This is a genomic window from Actinoplanes sp. NBRC 101535 (assembly GCF_030269225.1).
GTDB classification, from domain to species: domain Bacteria; phylum Actinomycetota; class Actinomycetes; order Mycobacteriales; family Micromonosporaceae; genus Actinoplanes; species Actinoplanes rectilineatus.
Map to the genome: position 1 here is coordinate 61,524 of NZ_BSSY01000027.1, position 23,274 is coordinate 84,797.

The window sequence follows — 23,274 nt, forward strand, 5'->3', positions numbered from 1 at the left end:
CACACCGAGTCACCGATTTCGCCTGATCGGCACGATTCTTCGCCTGATCGGACATCACGCCAGTCTGCGCCGAGGCCTCAATCCCCGCGCGTACGGGCCGAACCGGTAGATGTGGAAGAGGTGCTGCACGACAGCGACCGCACCCATGTAGTCCGCCTACGGCTCGCCGACGGCACCCGGGTGGTCCGCAAACGGCCCCTCGGCCCGCGGGCACCGGAACGGCTGCGCACCGAACTGGCGGCGCTGCGGCGGCTGCAGGACCTCCCCGGCGTACCCGTCCTGGCCCCGGCCGGGCACCCGGGCACGCTGACCGTGCTCGACGCGGACGCCCGGACCCTCGCCGACATGCCCGTGCCCTGGCCGGCCGGGCCGCTCGTCGACCTGGCGCTGCACCTCGCCGAAGTGCTGGCCGGCGTCCACCGGCGCGGCGTGGTGCACCGCGACGTCAGCCCGGCGAACATCCTGATCGGCGCGGACGGCCGGCCCACCCTGATCGACTTCGAGCTGGCGGTGCTGCCGGCCCGGGACCGCGATGAACCGGTGGCACCCGGCGAACCGGCCGGCACCCTGCCGTATCTCGCCCCGGAACAGACCGGCCGCACCGGACAGGCGGTCGACCACCGCGCCGACCTGTACGCCCTCGGCGCCACCCTCTACGAACTGGCCACCGGCGCCCCGCCGTTCGGCCGCGACCGGGAACCGCTCGACCTGATCCACGACCACCTGGCCCGGGTACCCACCCCGCCGGCCGAGACCGTCCCCGGCCTGCCGGCGGCGCTGTCGGGCATCCTGCTGCGGCTGCTGCACAAGGAACCGGGCCGGCGCTACCAGAGCGGCGAGGGCCTGGCCCACGACCTGGAGACGCTGCGCCGCCACCGCCGGGCCGGCGACACGGCCGGCTTCCCGCTCGGCGACCGCGACTTCCCGCTGCGGCTGGCCCCGCCGCAGCGCCTGATCGGCCGCGAAACCCAGCTGGGTGCCCTGCACGGGCTGCTCCGCGAGGTGACCGGCGGGCACAGCGTGCTGGCCCTGCTCACCGGACCGCCCGGCAGCGGCAAGACCGCCCTCGTCGAACGGCTGCGCCCGGCGGTGACCGCGGCCGGCGGCTGGTTCACCGCCGGCAAGTTCGACCAGTTCCGGGCCGGTGACCCGGTGCGGGAGGCCTTCGACCGGCTCGGCGACCTGCTGCTCGCCGAACCGGACGACGTGCTGGCCGGCCTGCGGACCCGGCTGCTGGACGCGCTCAGCCCCGAACAACTGCGGGCCGCGCTGGTGCTGCTGCCGTCGATGCGCGGCCTGCTCGGGGCCGAACCGGACCGCGGCGAGGAGATCGCTTTCAGTCACGTGCTCGCCGCCGCCTCGACCGTCCTGCGCACCGTGGCGAGCGCCGCCCGCCCGGTGGTGTTCGTCGTCGACGACCTGCAGTGGGCCACCACCGGAGCGCTGGCCTTCCTCGACGAGGTCCTGGACCGGCGCGACCTCGCCGGGGTGTTGGTGCTGGGCGCGTACCGGACCGAGGACGTCGACGAGGCGCACCCGCTGAGCGCGCTGCGGGCCCGCCTGCGCCGCGACCGCGGCACCTCCGCCGAGATCGTCCTCGCCGACCTCGGACCGGACGACCTGACCACACTGGTGGCGGAGATGCTGCGACTGCCCGCGGACCGGGCGGCACCGCTGGCCGCCCTGATGGCGGAACGGACCGGCGGCAACCCGTTCGACACCGTGGAACTGCTCGACGCCCTGCGCCGCGACGGTGAACTGCTGCCCCGCGGCGGCGGCTGGGAATGGGACACCACGGCGGTTCGCCGGTTCGTCGGCCACGGCGACGTGGTCGACCTGCTCGGCACGCGGATCGAGGCGCTGCCCGTACCGGCCCGGGAACTCCTGGAGATCATGTCCTGCCTCGGGGCGGCACCGGACACCGCGACCCTCGCCGTCGCGAGCGGCCGGGACCCGGCACGGATCACGGCGACGCTGCTGCCGGCGATCACCGACGGGCTCCTGGCCACCCACGCCGACGGTGTCGCCTTCCGGCACGACCGGGTGCAACAGGCCGCCCACGAGCGCATCGCACCGGACGAGCGGGCCGGACTGAACCTGACACTGGCACGCCGGTTCGCCGCGCAACCGGGCTACGCGCCGGCCGCGGCGGCACACTATCTGGCGGCGGTGCCGGCTCTGCGCGTACCGGAAAACGCTGTGATCGGAGAGAAACCCGCCGCAGCCGATCTGCTGCGCCGGGCCGCGTCCGCCGCCCGGCTGATCGCCAACCACGCCGGGGCGCAGGCCTGTCTGGCCGGTGCGCTCAGCCTCCTGGAGAAGACCGATGCGGGGTACGCGGAAACGCGCGCCGAGTGGCACGCGGCCCTCTGCGCGCTGAGCCGGTTCGCCGAAGCCGACCGGGTGTACGCCGAGATCGCCGCCGGCACCGCCCCGGAGATGCTCGCCGCGTCCACCGCCCACCAGATCGACACCCTGTTCCGTCGCGGCCTCGCCGACCGGGCCGTCGCCCTCGGGCTGGACCTGCTCGCCGCACTCGGCGCCGCGGTGCCCGGACCGGACCGGATCGGGCCGGCCACCGCCGACGGCCTGACCGCCTTCCACCAGTGGCTGGCCGCCCGCGACGACGACGCGCCGATCCCCGAGCTGACCGACCCGCGCCTGCTCGCCATCGCCGAGATCAACGGCCGGCTGGTCCTGGCCACCGCCTTCGGCCACCACGTCACCGCCGCCTGGCTGGTAGCCGACTCCGCCCGGATGTGGTCGACCGCGGGTGCGTGCGCGGCGCTGGCCCGGGCCCTCGCCTACGTCGGCTGGGTGACGATCGGCGGAGGCGGCACTTACCGCAGCGCGTACACCGGGGTGCGGCACATCCTGACCGTCGCCGGCTCCCGCGGATACGAACCGGAGACCTCCCTGGTCAAACTGTTGCACGCGACCTCCACCGCGCCCTGGTTCGAACCGTTCGACGCCACCGTGCGCCTGGTCCACGAAGCCCGCGACGGTCTGCTGCGCGGCGGCGACCCGCACACCGCCCTCTACACCCACTACCCGGCCCTGACCCAGACCGCGGACAGCGCCACCCTGGACACCCTCGACCAGGAGGTCCGCGCCGCCCTGGCGATGGCCGACCGGGTCGGCGCGGACAAGGACCGAACCGTCTTCACCGCATTCGCCCGGCTCGGGCAGGCCGTCCGCGACGGCACCGACAACCCGCCGGACGACTTCGACGAGGACACCTTCCTGACCACCCTGACCGGCGACGGCCTGACCGCCGCCGTCTACCTGACTTACCGGGCGCTGGCCGCCGCGGTCCTCGGCGACGACACCGCCCTCACCGCGCACACCGCCGCGCTCCCCGAGGCGATGACCCGCGCACCCGGCACGTCCATGTTCGCCACCAGCCACCTGCTGGTCGCCCTCGGCGTGCAGGCCGGCACCGGAACCCTCCACGACCTCGACACCGGCCTGGACTTCCTCGCCGCCCGCGCCGACGACCAGCCCGGCAACTACCGGCACCTGCACCTGCTCGCCACGGCGACCCGGGCCGCCCTCACCGGTGACGTCCCGGCCGCCGAACAGGCCTACGACGCGGCGATGGCCGCCACCGACGGCACCGGAGCCGGCTGGCACCGGCCGCTGATCTACGAACGGGCCGCCCGGTTCTACCGCGGCCGCGGCCTGCACCAGGTCGCCCACGGACTTCTCGACCAGGCCCGCGACGGGTACGCCCGGTGGGGCGCGACCGGCAAGGTCCGCCTCCTCGACCGCGAATGCCCGGAACTGGCCGCCACCGGACCCGCGCCGACCCGGACCACCACCGTGCACAGCGGAAGCCTCTCCAGCGAGGACATCGACCTGATGGCGGTCCTCGAAGCGGCCCGCGCCCTCAGCTCGGAGACCGCCCTGGACCAGCTCCGGACCCGCGTGCAGCACATCCTCAGCCGGATGACCGGCGCCACCGCCGTCCACCTGATCGTGCGCGACGACCGCGACGACGGCTGGATCCTGCCCGGCTCGTCTTCGCCCGGCGACGGTATCGCCCCCACCGCCGAGCAGCTCCCGCTGACCGCGATCCGCTACGCCGAACGCACCGGCGAACCACTGCTGGTCGACGACGCCGCCCGCGACGACCGGGTGGCCCGCGACCCCTACCTGGCCGGGCTGGACCACTGCTCGCTGCTGGTGGTACCGATCCCGCAGCAGGGCCGGGCCGGCGCGATGCTGCTGCTGGAGAACCGGCTGAGCCGCCGCGCGTTCTCCACCGGCCGGCTCGACGCGGTACGCCTGATCGCCGGCCAGCTGACCGTCTCCCTGGAGAACACCCGCCTCTACACGTGGCTGGAACGCAAGGTCGCCGAACGGACCGAGGAACTGGCCGAGGCCAACCACCGCCTCGAACTGCTGACCGTCACCGACCCGCTGACCGGCCTGCCCAACCGCCGCCGCCTCGATGCGTTCCTGGCCGCCGAATGCGCCCGCGCCGCCCGCACCGGCGACCCGATCGGCGTCCTCATGATCGATATCGACCATTTCAAGACGTACAACGACCACTACGGCCACCAGGCGGGTGACGCCTGCCTGCGGCGGGTCGCGGAGACGCTGCTCTCGTGCGTCCGCGACAGCGATCTGGTGGCCCGGTACGGTGGCGAGGAGTTCTGCGTGGTCCTGCCCGGCATCCCGGTGATCGCCGTGCTGAACACCGCGGAACGCCTCTGCCACGCGGTCGCCGAACTCACCGAACCGCACGCCTTGGCGGCCACCGGCATCGTCACGGTCAGCGTCGGTGCGACCACCGGGACCACGGCCGGGCCCGGTCAGCTCACCAAACTCGCCGACGAAGCCTTGTACGAGGCGAAACGTACCGGCCGCAACCGGGTGGCGGTCCGTTCCGAGGAGCTGCCGTTCTGACCCTTCTCCACTCCGGGGAGCTGTCGTTCTGGCACGTGTCCCATCCGGGGAGCTGTCGTTCTGACACGTGTCCCATCCGGGGAGTTGGACGCGTTCCGCGGTCAGGGTGCGAAGCCCGTCCGCGTGGTGACTTCAGGCGCGCTGGGCGGCCGAACTCACCACGGTCGTGGTGGGGTGTGGTGACTTCGGGCGCGCTGGGCGGCCGAACTCACGACGCTCGTGGTGGGGTGTGGTGACTTCGGGCGCGCTGGGCGCCCGAACTCACGACGCTCGTGGTGAGTGTGGTGAGTGTGGTGAGTTCGGGCGTGCTGGTCGGCCGAAGTCCGGTTGGCCCGCCGGCCGGCGGTTGACTCGATCTCGCGGTCCAGTTGCCGGCCGCTTTCGCTGCCTTCCGGCCCGTCGACCCGGCCCGTAGTTACCGATTCCGGCAGGACAGCCCGGGGAGTGTCGGGGATTCCCTCTCGCGCCGGCGGCTGAGCGGGCCTCGGCCGTCGCTGGTGGTTGACTTGCGGCTCTTGGACAGCTGTGGGTGACGGCTCGGTCAGCTCGGCCGTCGCCCGTGGTCCACCCGCGGGGCCGAAGCCGACCGTGGGCGACGGCTGACGGTTCCCCGCCGTTGCTGGTGGCTGAGTTGCGGTGTCGGAACAGCCGTGAGCGACGGCTCGGCTTGCGGAGCCGTCAGCCTCAGCCTCAGTCGCCGAGCCGAGCCGAGTCGCCGAGCGAGTCGCCGAGCGAGTCGCCGAGCCGAGTCGCCGAGCCGAGTTGCCGAGTCGCCGAGTCGCACTCGCCGAGCCGTCAGTCACGGTTGTCGAGCAGCCGAAGGCCGCCCTGGACGACGGCCGGCGATTCCGAGCCGACGACACCGCGGGACTCCGTGACCATCGAGACCCGGCTACCTGCTCTCGGTGGACGTTTTCGACAATAAGGGCCTTTTCCGCGTACGCTGAAAAAGCTCTCATGTCCCTATAAGCGTAGCCAGAGCGGCCGTCATCAACAGGCCCAGTCCGTTGGTGGCCCAGTGCAGCGCCGCCGCCGCGATCAGGCTGCCGCTGCGACGGCGCAGTTCGCACAGGAGCAGCCCGGCGACCGCGGTGAAGGCGACCGCCGCCACCACCGCCAGGACCTGACCGGTCGTGTCGGTGCCCAGCGCACCCCCGATCGCCTGGTTGGCCTCGGCCAAACGCAGCGACGGCAGGATGTGCCAGAGACCGAACAGCACCGACGACACGATGCTCGCCCACGCGGCTCCCCGGTGCCGGTTGACCAGGCCGAGCAGCACGCCGCGGAAGGCCACCTCCTCCAGCAGGACCGTGCCCAACGGGACCACCACCAGCGCGGTCAGCAGCGCCGCGCCCAGGTGCAGATGGTGGCGGACGTCCTGGAACGCCGGCCTGGTCAGCGGGATCGCCGCGCCGATCGCGTAGACCACGGCCACCACCGCGACGGCGCCGAGCGCGTACCTCAGGCCGGGTATCAGAGTGCGCCGGGACAGTCCGAGGTCGTGCCAGCTCAGGCCTGCCCGGCGGGCGAGCACGATCAGCAGCAGGGCGACCAGAGGGCCGGCGACCAGGCCGGTGCCGGGCGGTCCGAACTTGTTGGCGACGTTGACGGCCACCAGGATGGTGAGGACCGCGCCGAGGACGAGGAGCAGTCGTCGGCGGGACAGAAGTGGATTACGGTCGGACACGAGGACAAAAGAGTACGCGATCCCGGCGGGCCAGAACCGGGAACGTCGCCCGTCACCCGTCCCGGTGGGCCGAGAATGGGGGCGTGCCGGGTAAATCAGGGCTGGGCCAGTGGTTCCGCGATCGTAAGGTCGCCACGAAGGTGCTGATCGTCGCCGGTGTCGCCATCGCGGGCACCGCGGTGACGGGCGTGATGAGCGTGGTCGGCATCGCCGAGTTGCAGGGCAGCCGCGACACCGAGGTGGCCGAGGTTCTGCCGTACAGCACGAACCTGAACACGGCGGCGCTGACCGCCAAGGCCGCCGCCAACGACGAGCGCGGTTTCCTGCTCAAGGGGGACGCCTCGTTCAGCAAGGAGGCGCTGGCCCGGCAGGACAAGGTCAACGCCTCGCTTGCCGCCGCCCGCGCGGTCGCCGACTCGACCGACTCCGCGGCCCGGATCGACGCCATCAAGGCGGCCACCGACACGTGGTTCACCGCGCTGGACGCCGAGTTCACGCTCTACACGACGCAGCCGCAGGCGGCGATCACCCTGGCGCTGGGTGACAACCGTGATCTGCGCAAGACCTACGAGACGCTGATCAACGCCGAGATCGAGTACGCCGACACCGCTCTGCTCCAGGGGCACGAGTTCGACGCGGCAGCCACCCGGACCCGCTGGACGCTGGTGGCGGTGGCCGCCGTCTCGCTGGCCTTGGCGGTGGCCGCCGCACTGTACGTGTCGACCCTGCTGGTCCGCCCGCTGCGCCGGGTCGCCGGAGTGCTCGACCAGGTGGCCGAGGGCGATCTGTCCGGTGACCCGCAGGTGTGGCAGCGCGACGAGCTGGGGGCGATGGCCGACTCGCTGCGCCGGGCCACCGGCACGCTGCGGCAGACCATCACGGACCTGTCCGCGCACGCGACCACGCTGTCCGGGGCGGCCGAGGGGCTGTCCGAGACCAGCCGGCGCAGTTCGGCGAGCGCCGACCAGGGCGCCCAGCAGGCCGCGACGGTCGCCGACTCGGCGGCGATCATGTCGTCGACGGTGCAGACGGTGGCGGCCGGCGCGGAGGAGATGGGCGCGTCGATCCGGGAGATCAGCGAGAGCGCCACCCAGGCGGTGCACGTGGCGTCGCGGGCGGTGGAGGTCACCGCCACCACCAGTCAGGTGATGGCGAAGCTGGGCGACTCGTCCGCCGAGATCGGCAACGTGATCAAGACGATCACCGCGATCGCCGAGCAGACGAACCTGCTGGCACTGAACGCGACGATCGAGGCGGCCCGGGCCGGCGAGCAGGGCAAGGGGTTCGCGGTGGTCGCGTCCGAGGTCAAGGACCTGGCCCAGGAGACCGCCCGGGCGACCGAGGACATCGGGCAGCGGGTGGCCACGATCCAGGCGGACACCGCGGGGGCGGTCGCGGCGATCGAGGAGATCAGCGAGATCATCCGGCAGATCAACGACTTCCAGACCACGATCGCCTCGGCGGTCGAGGAGCAGACCGTCACCACGAACGAGATGAGCCGCAACGTCAGCGAGGCGGCCGGCGCCGGGTCGACCGTCGCGGACACCATCGGGTCGGTGGCCACGGCCGTCCAGGCGACCACCACCGGGGTGGCCGAGGTGGACCGGGCCGCGGAACAGCTGGCCGGGATGTCCCGGGACCTGCAGCTGCTCGTCGAGCGTTTCCGCTTGTAGACCGGGGCAGGACGCCGGTCGGCGACGGCAACCGGGCCGCACCGGCACGGGCACCGGGGGAACACCCGCCGGTTCGCACGATGGAACTCCCCAACCGAGGAGCTCATTACATGCGAATCCGCCGCATCGTCACCACCGTCGCCCTGGCCACCGCGTTCACCGTCCCGGTTCTCGCGACGAGCGCGGCGGCGTACGCGCACAGCGGCTCCTCGGTGACCGCGAAGCAGGACGGCGGCAAGACCTGCCCGGCGAAGTCGGGTCTGACGTTCGCGGCGTCCGGCACGGTCACCGCGGTCGACACGGCGAAGGGCACCGTGACGGTGGCGGCGCGCAGCGGTTCGTCGGACGTCCGCGACAAGACGGTGACGATCGTGGTGCCGGCCGGGGCGGCGATCGTGCTGAACGGCAAGGCGGTGCCGCTGAGCTCGTTGACGGCGGGGCAGCGGCTGACGGTGGTCGGCACCCGGTCGGATTCCGTGTACACCGCGGTGAAGTTGCAGGTGGCGGGCCCGTGCAAGGCGCAGCCGAAGCCGAGCAGCTCCGCGACCGTCACCCCGACGACCGCCCCGACTACGGCTCCGACGACGGCTCCTTCGGCCGCGGCTCCCACGGCCGCGCCGACGACGGCCGCTCCCACGGTGGCTCCTACGACGGCGGCTCCGGTGGCGACGGCTGCTCCGGTCGCGACAGTTGCTCCGGTGGCGAGCCCGTCCCGGCCGTCGAACCAGGACGAGGAGTAGGGGCGGCGAGCCCGGCGAACACCGACCGGACCAGCCCCCGCAACCACGTGTGCGCGGCATCCGAGTCGTAGCGCTGATGCCACGCGCAGACGATCGGCACCGGCGGCAACGTGACCGGCGGCGCCGCCGTGACCAGTCCGAACGCGTCGATCAGCGGACGGCACACGGTCGACGGCAGGGTCAGCAGGCTGTCGCCGCGGCTGACCACGTGGGCCGCGGTCGCGGCACTGCCGACCGCGGCGAGCACCCGCCGGTGCAGCCCGTGACCGGCGAGGATGTCGTCGACCGGATCAGCGAGACGCCCCCGCCGGGAGACCAGGACGTGGGTGCCGTCCGCGTACCCCGCAAGGGTCAGATCGCCGGCATGCGGATGACCGGAACGCATCACCACCACGAAACCGTCGTGCCCGACGGTCGCGGAACGGAACTCCGGCGGTTCCGGCGGCCCGGCGCCGATCTCCAGGTCGACGCGGCCGTGCCGCAGGTCGTCGGTGTCGTCGGGCGTCTCGGCCAGCAGCCGGATGCGGACCCCGGGTGCGTCCCGGGCCACCACCCGCAGCAGGTCCGGCGCGAGAGCCGTGGCGAGGGCGTCGTGGCAGCGCAGCGTGAAGGTGCGGTCCAGGGTGCCGAGGTCGAGGTCGCGGCTCGGCGTCAGCACCTGGTTGGCCTGCCGGACCAGGTCGCTGACCTGTGCCTGCACCGACAGCGCGTAGGGCGTGGGGATCATCGTGCGCCCGGCCCGGACCAGGATGTCGTCGCCGGTCAGCCGCCGGATCCGGCCGAGGGTTCGGCTGACGGCGGGTGCCGACAGCCGCAGCCGGGCGGCGGCCCCGGCCACGCTGCCCTCCTCGAGCAACGCGTCGAGCGCGGTCAGCAGGTTCAGGTCCAAGTGCATGGCGGTAAATCGTAACGTAGCAAGAGTGCACTGGACTCAACCATGTGGTGACGCCGAGACTGAAGTCGGTCCCCGATCATCCGATTTCAGGAGATTCCGATGTCCGCACTGCTGCTCGAAGCCGTCGCCGCCGCCGTCCGCGAAGCCGGTGCGGTGATGCTGAAACGCGCCGCCGCGGCGACCCCGCCCGCCGACGGCCCCGAACTGATCGCCGCCGTGCGCGCCAACGACGCCGCGGTGCTCCACGTGCTGCGCCCCGCACTGACCCGGGCACTCCCGGAAGCGGGCTGGGAGGACGACGAACACGCCACCGGGCCGATCGCGGGCGGTGACCGGTGGATCACCGATCCGGTGGGCGGCAACGTCAACGCGGTGCACGGCATCCCCGAGTGGAACATCGGCGTCAGTCTGGTTCGCGACAAACAGCCGTACCTCGCCGTGATCTACATGCCGGTGACCGGCGAGCTGTACACCGCCGTCGCGGGGGAGGGTGCGCTGCTCAACGGCGTACCCCTCACCGTCTCCGCGAAGAGTGACCTGACCGCGGCGCTGGCCGGAACCGGTCAGGCCCTCCCGAGCCGCGAGGCCGCACCCGCCCGCCGTGCCGGAGCGGCGATCGCCGCGATGATGCAGGCCGCGCTGCTGGTCAGGGCCGCGGTGCCGGTCACCCAGCAGCTTGTCCAGGTGGCCGCCGGGCACCTCGACCTGCACTGGCAGTTCGACAACGTGCGCTCGCACATCGGCCCGCTCCTGATCATCAAGGAGGCCGGCGGCGTGGTCACCCACCTGGACGGCACGCCCTGGGACCTGGCCGGCGGACCCTACCTGGCGGCCGCTCCGGGCCTGCACACACCGGCATTGCAGGTCCTCCGGGACCTCTGATCAGTCCCGGCCATCGGCGCGAACGGCCGCGGCGCCGCGTCGCCCCGGGCCGGCTGCCGCGGTCACTCCCGCCGCCCCTCGCGCCGCTTCGTGGGTACGCGCAAAGCCGACCTTCCGCCCGTGCGGAAGCCTGCTAGATTCTGCGCGACCACGACCGTCCACATAGAGCGGGGCTCCGTCCGTGCCGACCAAGCCGCTGCGTCCGCAAGATCCGCATGTGCTGGGCGACTACACGATGCTCGGCGTGCTCGGTGAGGGCGGGATGGGCGCCGTCTACCTGGGCCGCGGACCATCCGAACGGCTTGTCGCGGTCAAAATCATCCGGCCGGAGTTCGCCGCGCAGGCCGAGTTCCGCGGCCGGTTCCGCAGCGAGGTCAACCGGGCCCGGCAGGTGCCGTCGTTCTGCACCGCGGCGGTCCTCGACGCCGACCCGGACCACGAGACGCCCTACCTGGTCGTCGAATATGTGGACGGCCCCGACCTGGCCGACGTGGTCGCCGAGGGTCTGCTCACCGACGGCAACCTGCACAGCGTGGCGGTCGGGGTGGCCACCGCCCTGGTCGCGATCCACGGCGCGGGCGTCATCCACCGCGACCTCAAACCGCGCAACGTGCTGTTCTCGCTCGGCACCCCGAAGGTGATCGACTTCGGGATCGCGCGGGCCCTCGAGTCGACCAGCAACCACACCCGCACCGACCACATGGTGGGCACGCTGTCCTACATGGCGCCGGAACGCCTGGACGGGCTGAAGGTGACCCCGGCGGTGGACGTGTTCGCGTGGGGGGTGCTCATCACGTACGCGGCCACCGGGCGGACGCCGTTCGCGGCGGACACCCCGACAGCCACGGCGATGCGGATCCTGACCGGGAAACCGGAGCTGGGCCGGTTGGACGGTGATCTGCGGGCGCTGGTCGAGCACGCGCTCGCCAAGGACCCGGAGGACCGGCCTACGGCGCAGGAGGTGCTGGACCGGTTGCTGGCGGCGGGACCGGCGGCGCTCACGGTGAACCTGCCCCGTTCCGCTCTCGCCCGTCCGACAGGGCCCCGTCCCGCGGACTCCGGGTCCGGCTCGACGGGCGGCCGGTACGGTCAGCGCCGGCCCTCCGGTTCAGGAGGCTTCCGGTCCGGCGGTGTCCGGTCCGGTGGTGTTCAGCCTGGAGGTGTTCAGTCCGGCGGCTTTCGGCCGGACGATGCCATGGCGGTCGATCTCCGGTCCTACGATCCGCGGTCGCTCGACGGCGGGGCCGGCGAATCCGACGACCGGCGGTGGGAGATGCTGCCGCGGTCCGCCCGGCGACGGCAGCGGCGGAAGGGCTGGGTCGCGGTTCTCGGTGGGCGCCTCACGGAACTGCTCTCCGGCGGCCTTCCCCGCGGTCTTCCCGGCGCCTTCTCCGGCGCTTTTCCCGGCGCCCTTCCCAGGGGGAGACAGGGGCGGGCGGGCCCCGTCCGCGATCGGAGAGTCTGGATGGCGATCGTCGGCGGCGTCACCGCGGTGATCGCGGCCGTGGCACTCGGGCTGGCCGCGCGGAACGCCACCGACGACCAGGAAGCAGCCCCGCCGGCGTCGGTGACCACGCTGCCGTCCCCGCGAAAAGCCACCGACGGACCGGACGTCGTCGTCTCCGCCGTCGACCCCCTCGACGGAAGCGGGAACTGGCGCAAGACCACCACCGACGAGTACGCATGCACGCCCGGACCGGCCGGCCTCCGGATCACCGCGAAGCCGAACAGCGACGGGATCGCCTGCCCCGGGCCGCAGACCGTCTTCAACGGTGACCAGACCATCGTGGTCGAGATGGACGACGTGAGTGTGGACGCGTGCGCGGTGATCGGATTCCTGCGCTCCGCGGACTCCGGGTACCGCCTGGGAGTGTGCCGGGACGTCATCCGGCTGGCTCAGATCTCCGCGTCGAACCGCTTCGACACGATCAGCGGCACCGTCCGGCCGACGAAGTTCCCGAGCAGCCACCGGGTGGTGATCGAGATCGTCGACCAGGTCGTCACCGTCCGCGTCGACGGCGACAAGGCGCTGGCCCAGATCCTCAACCGGGACATCACGAAGGGCTGGGTCGAGTTGGGGATCGCCCAGCTCAGCGACGAGAGCGACGGTCAGGTCCGCTTCAACGGCATCGAGATCCGCCCGAACTGACGCCGTTCTCCGGGGCTGCTGTTCTCGTCGTTGCTGGTGCGATGCCGCTTTCCGGGGCCGGTGCTCCCGTCGTTCACTGTTGCCGTCCTGGCTGTCGTTGACGGTTGTCGTCCTGGCCGTCGTTGACGGTTGCCGTGCCGGCGGTTGTTGACGGTTGTCACGTCGGCCGTCGTCCACGGTTCTCTCTCGAAGCCAGGCCGATCATCACCAACGGGATGGAGCTGTCCGTCGTCATGGAGCTGTCGATCGTCGTCGAGGAACGCTGTCGGCCTGCGGGCGGGACCGTGACCGTGACTGACGGCTGGCCCGGCCATGCCTTTCCTGTCGGCATGCCGGGCCACTTCGGCGGGCCGCACCACGTTTCCGGCCGGCGGCGCCGGATGCCGTAGCCCGCCCATCCACGGCCCGAGCCTGTCGTGCACTTGCCGGCCGTTGCTCAGGTCTCGTCGTCCGGGGTCGCTCACGGTCTTGGGCGGACCACGACCGGCGGCTGGGCTGACCGAGCCGTTGGCCACGGCTCTTCGGCAGGCGAATCTCAGCCGTCGACGACGGCTCGTGGGTGCTCGGCCGTCGTCGACGGTCGGTTTCGGCTCGTGGATGGACCGTGGGTGACGGCTGAGTCGGCTGTGCCGTCGTTCATGGTTGTTCGGGGGAGGGGAGTCAGCCGTCGTCGACGGCTTGGGGTTGCCCGGCCGTCGTCGACGGTTCGATTCGGCTTGCGGACGGGCCGTGGACGACGGCTGAGTCTGTAGGGCCGTCGTCCACGGCTGTTCGGAGGGGCATGGCTGAGAAGAGAGGTGCAGCTGAGAAGAGGGCGTGGCTGAGAAGAGAGGTGCAGCTGAGAGGAGGGGCGTGGCCGAGACGAGGGGTAAGGCCGAGAGGAGAGGTGTGGCTGGGCGGAAGGGGCGTGGTCAGGCGGAGGGGCGCTGCTGGGCGAAGGTGAGGGTCAGCCGCCGAGGACCGTGATGGAACCCCGCCAGGCGTCGTCGTCGAGGAGGGCGATGTCGCTGCTCGACGGCCGGTCCGGGATGCTGCCCCGCCCGGACGACCCGCTGAAACTGCTGCCCCGCCCCGGGTTGAGACCGAGCGGATCCGACTCCTGCAACGGGTTGTCCACGTACCGGACGGGGCTCGGCGCCGGCCGCAACCCCAACGGGTCGTGGCTGACGTACCGGCCGGTGGCCGGATCGTAGTAGCGGTGCACGTTGTAGTGCAGGCCGGTCTCCGGATCGTGGTACTGGCCGGCGAAGCGCAGCGGGCTCGACGCCGCCGTCGTCACACCCCACAGGGTGCGGTGGGCCGGGGCGTGTCCTTCGACCGCGGTCACCGCGCCCGCCGGGTCGGTCAGCACGAGACGGGCCCAGCCGCTGTCGATCTGTACCAGCGGGTCGCGACGGTCCGCGTCGTACTCCCAGGTCGTCACCGTGCCGTCGAGGGTGGTCTGTTCGGTGAGCCGCGGGCCGTCCCAGGTGAAGTCGACGCGGTCGGTGACGGTTCCCGCGACCTCGTGTTCCTTCGCGATCCGCCGGCCGCACGGGTCGTACCGGTAGCGCCACCGGTCGCCGCCGGGGCAGTCCACCGCGGTCAGCCGGCTGTCGGCGTTCCAGTGGAAGTTCCACGTGCCGTCGAGTGAGGTGCGGGTGGCCAGCCGGCCTTCGGCGTCGTAGGTGTACAGCGTCTCGCCGGCGCTCACCAGGTCGGTGTCGTGGTACACCAGGTCCGGGCCGGTGAGGGCGCCGGACGCGTCGTACCGGTGGTGTTCGTCGTCGACGGCGATGATCCGCCCGTCCGGGTCGTAGCTGATGGCGACGCGCGCGCCGTCCTGGACGACGCCGGTGAGCCGCCCGTCCGCGGTGTATTCGAAGCGGCGTTCCCGCCCGTCCATCCGCTGGCCGGTGAGACGGCCGTCCTGGTCGTAGGAGAGGCTGATGCCGCCTGCCCCGGTCCAGTGTTGTTCCACGACGAGCCCGTCGCTGCGGTAGGTGAAGGCGAGGGACCGTCCGGCGATCCGCAGCACCGTGGGCCGGCCTTCGGCCCCGACGGTCCAGGAGCTTTCCACCCCGGAGGGGGTACGCCGGAGCACCGTGGACCCCGCGTCGTCGTAGGTGTAGGTCAGTGCCCGGCCGTTGACGGTCTCCGCCGTGACCCGTCCGTGCGGGTCCCGGTCCACGGTCAGGTGCGCGTCCGGCCCGGTGGCGGCCACCACCCGGCCCAGCGCGTCGTGCGCGAACGTGGTGACGACCTGGTCGGACCGCCGTTCGATCAGGTTGCCGAGCAGGTCGTAACGCAGGTCGGCGGCCTGGTCGGCGTTGTTGACGACGCGGACGAGGTGGCCGGCGGCGTCGTAGGTGTAGTGCCGGGTCCGGCCGTCGAAGTCGGTCTCCGTGGTGAGGCGGCCGGCCGGGTCGTACCGGTAGTGCCAGGTCCGCCCGCCCGGTTCGGTGACCGCGGTGAGCTGGAGTTCGGTGTCGTAGGTGTAGGTGGTACGCGCCCCGGACGGGCTGATCGTGGCGACGACCAGGTCGAACGCGCCGTATTCGGTGCGGCTGACCCGCCCGGCCGCGTCGGTGGCGGCGATCTCGTTGCCTTCGGCGTCGTGGTCGCGCCGGATCCGGCCGGGGATCGGGGTGCCGCGGTAGGCGGCGGCGGGCCGGGCGCCGAATCCGGTGTAGGGGTTCACCGGCTCGTCCGGGGTGAAGGCCCGGATCAGTCCGTCCGCGGCGATGGCGGTGACCCGGCTGCCGTCGTGGTAGACCTCGACGTGGCTGCCGTCCGGCCGGAGCACCGCGTCCAGGCGGCCGTCCGGGCCGTAGCCGTAGCGGGTGACCCGGCCCAGCTGGTCGGTCCGGGCCAGCAGGTGGTGCTCCCTGTCCCATTCGGTGCGGACGACGCCGCCGAGCGGGTCGGTCTCCGCGATCACCTGCAGGTCGTCGTTGAGGTCGAAGACCGTGGTGTGCCCCAGCGAGTTGGTGGCCAGGGTGCGGGCCGGTTCATAGCGGAAGGTGTACGACTGGAAGCCGTCGCGTCCTTCGGTGCGCACGCAGCGGCCGGTCGTGTCGTAGTGGTAGCGGTACCACATGCCGTTGCGGTCCTCCCACGACGTCATCCGGCCCTCGGTGTCGTACCCGAACCGCAGGGGCAGCCCGGACGGGTTGATCACCGCGGTGAGCAGCCGTTCCCGGTACCCGAATCCGGCCACGAACCGCGGCGTGGCGCCCGGGGTGTCCACCAGGTGCAGCGCGGTCACCAGCCCGGCGTCCGTGGTGACCAGCACGGTCCGCCCGTCGCTGTGCCGGACCTCGACCGGGGTGCCGTCGTCGTCGCGGGCGATCTCCACGCGGTTCCCGGCGGCGTCCATGAGCACGGCGAGTTCCGCCCACACCCGCGGTGCCGGAGCGGGCAGCAGTTCGGCGGGAACGTCGGCGGCGGCCAGTTCGGCGTCGTCGGTGCGGGGCGCGGCGAACACGTACGTCCACCCGTCCCGCGGGTCGGTGACCAGCAGGCCCGATCCGGCCCGGCGCAGCGGCAGTGCCCGCCCGTGCTCGGGGATCACCACGTCGTCGCCCTCCGGCAGGGGATAACTCAGCTGGGTGCCGTCGGCGAGCACCAGGTCCGCCCGCTGCCCGTCGAGCCGGATCCGGACGTCGAGGGTGGAGGCCCAGTTCGCCCCGAAGTGCCGGCCGAGCCGGTGGTCGGAGCGGTGGGTGCGTTCCAGCCGCAGCCCGGGCACGTCGATCTGTTCCACGAACACCCGCCCGGTGCTGACGTCGACCGGGTCGCCGACCGCGGGCATCTCGTCGTTGGCCTTCGAGCCGGCGAACTTGTTCCTGATGAAGTTCGCGGTGCCGGTGAACGGCAGTTTGATCAGGCCCCACCAGCGTTCGCTGCGCCAGGTCAGCTTGACGGCGTCGATGCCGTCGCGGACGAACGCCTTCATCGACGTCTTCATCGCCGCGCCGATGACGCCGAAGGCCGCGGCGGCGCCGTCCTGTTTCCACACGCCGCTGAACTTCGTCCACGTGGTCAGGCCCTTGGTGCCCGGTATCAGCCCGACGAGGTTCTTGACCAGGGTGAACCAGTTCCCCTTGCCCTTGGCCAGTTTCCCGATCGAGTCGAGCACACCGATCAGGGCGGCGCCGAACGCGACCCAGGCGAGCGGTCCGCCGAAGATGAACGCGATGCCGCCGGCGATCATGCCGATCCAGGACGCGGCGTCGGCGATCACGCTCCACACCTTGCCGAGACCGTCCTTGAGTTTGGTCCAGAACGAGCGCGGCTGGATGCCGGCGTCGGAGGCCTCCCGGATCTGCCGTACACACTCCTTGGAGGCGGTCGCGCGCATCTGGCGGGCCTGCTCGGCGAGGGTCTTCGCGCCGCTCATCCGGGCTTCCGCCGCGCCGGTCTGCCCTTGCAACGTGACCAGGGCGGCCTGGCGGCTCTCCAGGTCGCGCAGGGCGGCCTGGATCGCGGCGGGGTCCGGGTCGACGTGCTGCTGGGCCTCCTGCACCTTCCGGGACAGCGCGTCGTGCTCGGACTGGGCGATGCTGAGCTGGTTGCCGTATCGGGCCAGTTCGGCCTCCGCCTCCTGGCCGTCGCGCAGCGCCCGGTCGGCCTGGCTCTGGGCCTCCTCCAGTTCGGTCGTGAACCGGCTGAGCGCCGTACCGACCATCCGGTGTGACCGCTCCACCTTCTCGACCTGGCCGGGGAACGCACCGAACTGTTCCCGGAACGCGTCACCCGACTTCCCGGTCCATTCCAGCAGATCGTCGTTGTTCTGCATCGACGAGATGCTTTCCTTGGCGGCCAGGGCATCGTCGGCGAATGCGTCGAACCGGTTGCTCAGGGTCCGGAGATTGGCGGGCGAACCCGGGGTCGGATCGCTCTTCAGGCCGAGGGTCGACCAGTCGCTGGGACGCGTCATTCGCGCTTTCCCCCTTCGTTGTGCCGAGATGTTCCGCGTGTACGCTGTGGCGCGCCACAGAGGTCATTCCATGGAGATGGGAGTCAATAACTTGTCCGACCAACTGAAGGTCGACCCGGACGGACTGGATGAATTCGCGTCCGGTCTGGAACGGATCAGTGATCGTCTGAACGGGACGGACGGCTGGATGCTCGAGTTCGAGAACGAATTGGGCGGGGCCGATGTCGACGATGCGCTCGACGAGTTCGAATCGCATTGGAACGACGGCCGTAAACAGGTCGACAAGAACTGCAAGAGCCTTGCGGAAGCGGCCCGGAAAGGCGCGGAGAAATTCCGTGAGACCGACCGGGGACTGGCGGGCATGCTGACGGAGGAACAGCAGTGACGAGTGCTGTGCAGACCGGTTTCGGCATCAACATCCCGGAGTCCTGGTTCGAGATCGACGTCCACCCGGACACCCGGAACACCGCGATCAGCGCGATGGTGAGCGAGCGGACCCGGGCGGTTCCCGAACTGGTGCCGCACCGGGCGACCCTGACCCGGCTGCTGCGGGGCCTGGCGCGGACCGCGCACGCCAACGGCGCCGCCTTCTGCGGGGTGATGGCCGAGGGGTTCGACGGCGCGGTCCTCACCGGCAGCATCACCGTGACCATCGTCCGGCCGCCCGGCAACGAGGTGGACGCCGCGGAGATCCGCCACCACCTGAGCGCCAAGGCCCGGACCGGGGATCCCGAGGCGCCCTGGCGGGACGTGGTGCAGGCCGCGATGCCGTACATCGCCGGTACGGTGCCCCGCACCCAGGGCATCGAGGACGTGGCGCTGCCCGACGCCGAGGGCTGGGTGCGGTCCGTGGTGATGCAGACGTATGTGCCGTTCCCCGGGCCGAACCCGGAGTGGGTCGCCCTGATCACCGGGTCGTCGACGATGCTGCCGCTCGCCGACGACCTGCTCGAACTGTTCGACGCGATCACCGGCTCGTTCCGTTTCGTCGACGCGGAATAGCCCCGGGGAACGCTGTGGTGGCCGGCCCGTCCACCCGGCCGGCCACCACAGCGGATCAGCACGGCACCTGCACCACTACCGGATCCGGCGAGTCGCCCAGGTAGAGCAGGCCCCGGCCGGGATGGACGGGCTGGCCGATCACGGTCCGCGGCAACCGGGCGCCGACCAGCTCGCCGTCGTTGCGGTTCTGCGGCGAGAGCATCAGCCCGCGCCGTGACTTGCGGGCGTCGACCAGCCAGCCGCTGAACCCGGCACACAGCTCCTCCGGGGTGCCGCCGAAGACGACGGCCAGGCCGCGCGGGTCGCCGCCGCGCAGCACCGCCCGCAGGTCGGAACCCGCGTCCACGTCGCGCAGCGCCTCGGCGTCGTCGATCACGATCAGCCCGCCGGGGCCGAGCCGGCCGAGCGCCTCGGTGAACGCGGCGGACGTCACGTCCGGGCCGGTGAACAGGGCGGCCACCCCCGGATGCGCGGCGGCCTCCCGCAGCGGCGAGGTCCGCGGCGCGAGGACGATGGCCTGACGGCCGGCGTCCAGCGTGTACCGCAGCATCGCGGCGAGCGCCGTGCTGCGGCCGGACTTCGGCGGGCCGCCCACCGCGAACGCCGGGACGCCGTCGGTCAGGGTCGGCCCGAGCGGCTCCAACTGGTCGCCGCCGACGCCCACCAGCAGCCAGCCGGGTCTCGCCGCGGGCGACGGGAGCGTGATTTCCGCGTACCGGATGGTGGTGGGCATTTCACCGAGCCGGAACGGGCGCAGCGAAGCCGGCACCGACGCGTCCCGCTCCTGCGCCGCTTGACCGATCCGGGTCAGTGCCGCGGCCTGACCGGAACCACTCGCCTCGCCGTCGAGGAGCGCCACCTGCATCTCGATGCCGGAACCGGAGCGCAGCGCCCGGCCCGGCGGCATGTCCTGCGGTACGTGCCGGGACGGGATGCCGATCAGCGACATGTCACCGGGGTCGGGCATCCGGAACGCCAGCTTGTCCTCGGTCAGCGTGGCGATCCGGCCGGTCAGCACCGACCGGTCCCCGGAGACGACCAGGTGGACGCCGACGCTGGCGCCCTCGCGCAGGAACCGGAAGATGCTGTCGGTGAGGACACCGGCGTCGAGTTCGCCGAGCGTGGCCAGGAAACCCTCCCAGCCGTCCAGGAACAGGAACAGGTGGGGGAGGCGGCTCTCCGGTGCGGACGCGGCGCGCTGCTCGGCGATGTCGGCGAACCGTCCGGTGGCCAGGACCTCCTGGCGGCGGCGGATCTCCTCCTCGAAGCGGCGGATCAGCCGCACCGACCGTTCCACCTGGGTACGCGTCACGACCGCCCCGCAGTGCGGCAGTTCGCTCAGCGGCAACAGGGCGCCGCTTCCGCAGTCCAGTCCGTAGACGTGCACGTCGGCCGTGGAGTGCGTGGCGGCCAGTGAACCGGCCATCGTGCGCAGCAACTGGGAGCGGCCGGTCCGCGGCGCACCCGCCGCGACCAGGTGACCGAAGACGTCCAGTTCGACGGTGGCGACGCGCTGGGCCTGCTCGGACGGGACGTCCTCGACGGCGTACCCCGAAGGGAGGGTGAGGTGCGTGCCCAGCGCGGGCAACCAGGGGCTGTGCTGCGGCCCGATCCCCGCCGCGGCCGCCGCCGCACTGATCGCCCGGACGAGTTCCTGCAGGTCGGTGACGTCGTCGCGGTCCTCGCGCACCGGCGCCGTGGTGATCTCCACGGCCCGGCCCAGCCGGTTCCAGGTCAGCGGCTGTACGTCCGGCGGGGGCAGGTCGACGGCCTTCTGCCCGGGGCGGCGGCCACCGACCCGGGCGCTCTGGAACGGCACGAGCGACGCGTGCCCGAGCCGGACGTACGCGCGACCCGGGGTGTTCTGCCCGATCCGGGACGCCTCCGGCGACTCGATGACGTCCTGGCTCTCGGCCGCGTCGGTGACCCGCAGCGCGATCCGCAGGTTGGTGTTGGCGCGGATCTCGGGGGAGACCACGCCGCCGGGGCGCTGGGTGGCGAGCAGCAGGTGGATGCCGAGGGAGCGCCCGCGCTGGGCGATGTTGACCAGGCCGGTGACGAAGTCCGGCAGGTCACGCACCATCGAGGCGAACTCGTCGATGACGATCAGCAGCCGGGGCAGGGTCTGCCCGGTCCGCACGTAGTCGTCGATGTCCTTGGCGCCGGCGTCGGCGAGGATGTGCTCGCGGCGGCGCAGTTCGGCGCCGAGCGACTCCAGGGCGCGGCGGACCAGGTGTTCGTCCAGGTCGGTGACCATGCCGACGGTGTGCGGCAACCGGACGCAGTCGCCGAACGCGCTGCCACCCTTGTAGTCGACGAGTACGAAGGTCATCGCGTCCGGCCGGTTCGCCACCGCCAGGGTGGCCACCATGGTCTGCAGCAGCTCGGACTTGCCGGAACCGGTGGTGCCGGCGATCAGGCCGTGCGGACCGTCGCGCCGCAGGTCGATGGCGAACGGCCCGTCGTAGGACTCGCCGATCACCGCCGCGGTGCTGCGCCCGCCGAGTTGCCAGCCCGCCAGGATCCCCTCCGGGGCCGGCGGTTCCAGGCCGAGCACGTCGAGCAGCCGGCTCGACGACGGCAGCACCGAGTCGTCGTCCTCGTCGCTGATGTCGCGCAGCGGGGCCAGGATCCGGGCCACCCGGGCGCACCAGTCCGGGGCCAGGTACTCCGGGCGTACCGCGGTGAGTTCGTCGGCGCCGGTCCGGGTCACCCGCAGCCCGGCGCCGGTCACCTCGACCACCGCCTGGCACTCGGCCGGGAGCCGCCGGTGGTCGTCGTCGAGGCAGATCGCGTGGACGCCGACGGTCGGGCCGGCCTTGAGCAGCTGCACCACACCGGGCAGCGACCGCAGCCGCCGGGCGCCGTCGAGCACCACCACGATCGCCGGCTCGTCCTCGTGCGAGCCGCTGCGGCCGTTCGACCGGCGGACGATCGTCTCCAGAAGCTCGGCCACCCGGCGGCTGACCGAGTCGGCGTCGGTGCCGATCGTCACGGCCGGGCCGTCCGCGGTGGACGCTCGGGTGTGCGGCAGCCAGCGGACCCAGTCCCAGCTGCTCTCGCCGGTCGGGTCGGTCAGGATCACCAGTTGTACGTCGGTGGGGCTGTGCAGCACCGCGGTCTGCGCCACCGCCCACCGGCCGAGGGCGCGGGCGGTGTCGTCGGCTCCGGCGATGCCGACCACGCCGTGTTCGCGCAGCGGGATCGTCACCGGGACCTCTCCGGCGCTGGACCGGGTGGCCCGCCGGTGTTCGTCGCGCTGCGGATCCTCGACCGTCACGTCCGAGGGCAGCACCGCGCTGCCGACCCGCAGCTGCAGGAAGTCGCCGTCGCGGCGGCGCCGTTCCCAGAGCCGGTGCCGTGGCCCGGACGCGATGCTCCAGGCCGCGGCCGGATCGGGGTTGCGGTAGCGGCGTTCGCGGCGTTCGGCGAGTACCGCCTCCCGGACGTCGGCCTCGACGCGGTCGCGGTGGTCGCGGTACTCGCGGACCTTCTCGGCGTACGACTCCTTGCCGTGCCGCTGGTGGAAGAGGTGGTTGCCGATCAGGCTGACCGGGCTCAGGATCGCGATCACCAGCATGATCCAGTGCCCGGTGACGACGGCCAGGGCGATCGATCCGACCAGTGGCAGCAGGGCCACGATCCAGGGCAGCGGGGTCTTCGCCGGGGCGGGCGGCGGCGTGGGCAGCCGGAACGTGGTCTGCCGCGCCGGTGGCAGGATCCGGGGCGGCCGGTTGTAGGCCACGTCCAGACCGTCCTCGTCGTGGTGCAGCACCGCGTCCGGCATCGTGTACTCGGCCAGTTCCAGCACCGATGCGCCGACGGTGACCTGTTCGCCGACCCGCCAGCGGGCCCGGCCCTCGACCGGTTCGCCCTCGTGTTCCACGGTGGCGCCGGGCACCGGCTCGATCCGGGCGCGTCCACTGACGTCCACGGTCAGCCGGGCGGCGACCGCCGGGATCGCCGGGTCGGTGACGGCGATCCAGCAGCCGGCGCTGGATCCGAGGTCTCCGGCACCGGACGTCAGGCGGTGCAGCGACCCGATCGCGGGCCCGGCGGTGACCCGGATCTCCAGCAGGCCGGGCACCTCCGCGGGCCGGCCGGTGACCGGCGCGCCGAGGCCGACGATCGACCCCGCCCGCAGCGACGACGCGACGAGTGTCGATCCCGGGTCGAGCGGCGCGCCGTCGACGAACAGCCGATCGATGTCACTTTCCGTGAAATCTCGGAGTCTTCGCGTCAGGTCGCTGACGGTACTTCGTCCGTCCGCAGTGATCACGAGGTCGGTCCACTGGTCGGTGAACGGGTCCACCACGGTCACGCAGAATCGCACGTACTCTCCGGTTCTCACAGGTCAGGAGCTTTTCCGACCCGCTGGGCGTCGGGGTGGCACGGCCATCCATGATGGATGACC

12 protein-coding genes are annotated in these 23,274 nt (G+C 72.2%); 8 read left to right on the forward strand and 4 right to left on the reverse strand.

Annotated elements, in window-relative coordinates; genetic code table 11:
• Positions 1-120: 120 nt before the first annotated feature.
• On the forward strand, positions 121-4,911 hold the full coding sequence (locus QSK32_RS42175; RefSeq protein WP_285475124.1) for a diguanylate cyclase: 4,791 nt from the start codon (positions 121-123) through the stop codon (positions 4,909-4,911).
• 955 nt (positions 4,912-5,866) lie between these two features.
• Here QSK32_RS42175 and QSK32_RS42180 read toward each other — a convergent pair.
• Positions 5,867-6,598: a CPBP family intramembrane glutamic endopeptidase gene (locus tag QSK32_RS42180; protein WP_045741046.1), complete on the reverse strand. Its 732-nt coding sequence runs from the start codon at positions 6,596-6,598 to the stop codon at positions 5,867-5,869.
• 83 nt (positions 6,599-6,681) lie between these two features.
• Here QSK32_RS42180 and QSK32_RS42185 point away from each other — a divergent pair, with 83 nt between their 5' ends.
• Positions 6,682-8,271 (forward strand): methyl-accepting chemotaxis protein, encoded by a 1,590-nt coding sequence (locus tag QSK32_RS42185; RefSeq protein WP_285475125.1) that lies wholly within the window; start codon positions 6,682-6,684, stop codon positions 8,269-8,271.
• 110 nt (positions 8,272-8,381) lie between these two features.
• Complete coding sequence (locus QSK32_RS42190; RefSeq protein WP_285475126.1) at positions 8,382-9,011, forward strand: hypothetical protein; 630 nt, start codon at positions 8,382-8,384, stop codon at positions 9,009-9,011.
• Here QSK32_RS42190 and QSK32_RS42195 read toward each other — a convergent pair.
• Entirely contained in the window at positions 8,917-9,906 is a 990-nt protein-coding gene (locus tag QSK32_RS42195; RefSeq protein WP_285475127.1) for a LysR family transcriptional regulator, read from the reverse strand. The genes QSK32_RS42190 and QSK32_RS42195 overlap by 95 nt on opposite strands.
• Positions 9,907-10,005: 99 nt before the next feature.
• On the opposite strand from QSK32_RS42195, the gene QSK32_RS42200 reads away from it, so the two are divergent.
• The 3 genes from QSK32_RS42200 (at position 10,006) to QSK32_RS42210 (ending at position 13,326) form a co-directional block, all read left to right on the forward strand.
• Positions 10,006-10,788: an inositol monophosphatase family protein gene (locus QSK32_RS42200; protein ID WP_285475128.1), complete on the forward strand. Its 783-nt coding sequence runs from the start codon at positions 10,006-10,008 to the stop codon at positions 10,786-10,788.
• A 181-nt stretch (positions 10,789-10,969) separates the two neighbouring features.
• Entirely contained in the window at positions 10,970-12,937 is a 1,968-nt protein-coding gene (locus tag QSK32_RS42205) for a serine/threonine protein kinase (protein WP_353051018.1), read from the forward strand.
• Between the two features lie 104 nt (positions 12,938-13,041).
• On the forward strand, positions 13,042-13,326 hold the full coding sequence (locus QSK32_RS42210; protein ID WP_285475129.1) for a hypothetical protein: 285 nt from the start codon (positions 13,042-13,044) through the stop codon (positions 13,324-13,326).
• Positions 13,327-13,883: 557 nt separating this feature from the next.
• Here QSK32_RS42210 and QSK32_RS42215 read toward each other — a convergent pair.
• On the reverse strand, positions 13,884-17,858 hold the full coding sequence (locus QSK32_RS42215) for an RHS repeat-associated core domain-containing protein (protein WP_285475130.1): 3,975 nt from the start codon (positions 17,856-17,858) through the stop codon (positions 13,884-13,886).
• A gap of 70 nt (positions 17,859-17,928) precedes the next feature.
• Between QSK32_RS42215 and QSK32_RS42220 the strand changes: the two genes are divergently transcribed.
• Together QSK32_RS42220 and QSK32_RS42225 are read left to right on the forward strand one after the other, a co-directional pair.
• Positions 17,929-18,243: a type VII secretion target gene (locus tag QSK32_RS42220; protein WP_285475131.1), complete on the forward strand. Its 315-nt coding sequence runs from the start codon at positions 17,929-17,931 to the stop codon at positions 18,241-18,243.
• Positions 18,240-18,860, forward strand: coding sequence for a hypothetical protein (locus QSK32_RS42225; protein WP_045741041.1), 621 nt, complete (start codon positions 18,240-18,242; stop codon positions 18,858-18,860). The genes QSK32_RS42220 and QSK32_RS42225 overlap by 4 nt, the downstream gene beginning before the upstream one ends.
• Positions 18,861-18,915: 55 nt before the next feature.
• Here QSK32_RS42225 and QSK32_RS42230 read toward each other — a convergent pair whose 3' ends face one another.
• Entirely contained in the window at positions 18,916-23,193 is a 4,278-nt protein-coding gene (locus QSK32_RS42230) for a type VII secretion EssC family protein (protein WP_285475132.1), read from the reverse strand.
• Positions 23,194-23,274: the final 81 nt, after the last annotated feature.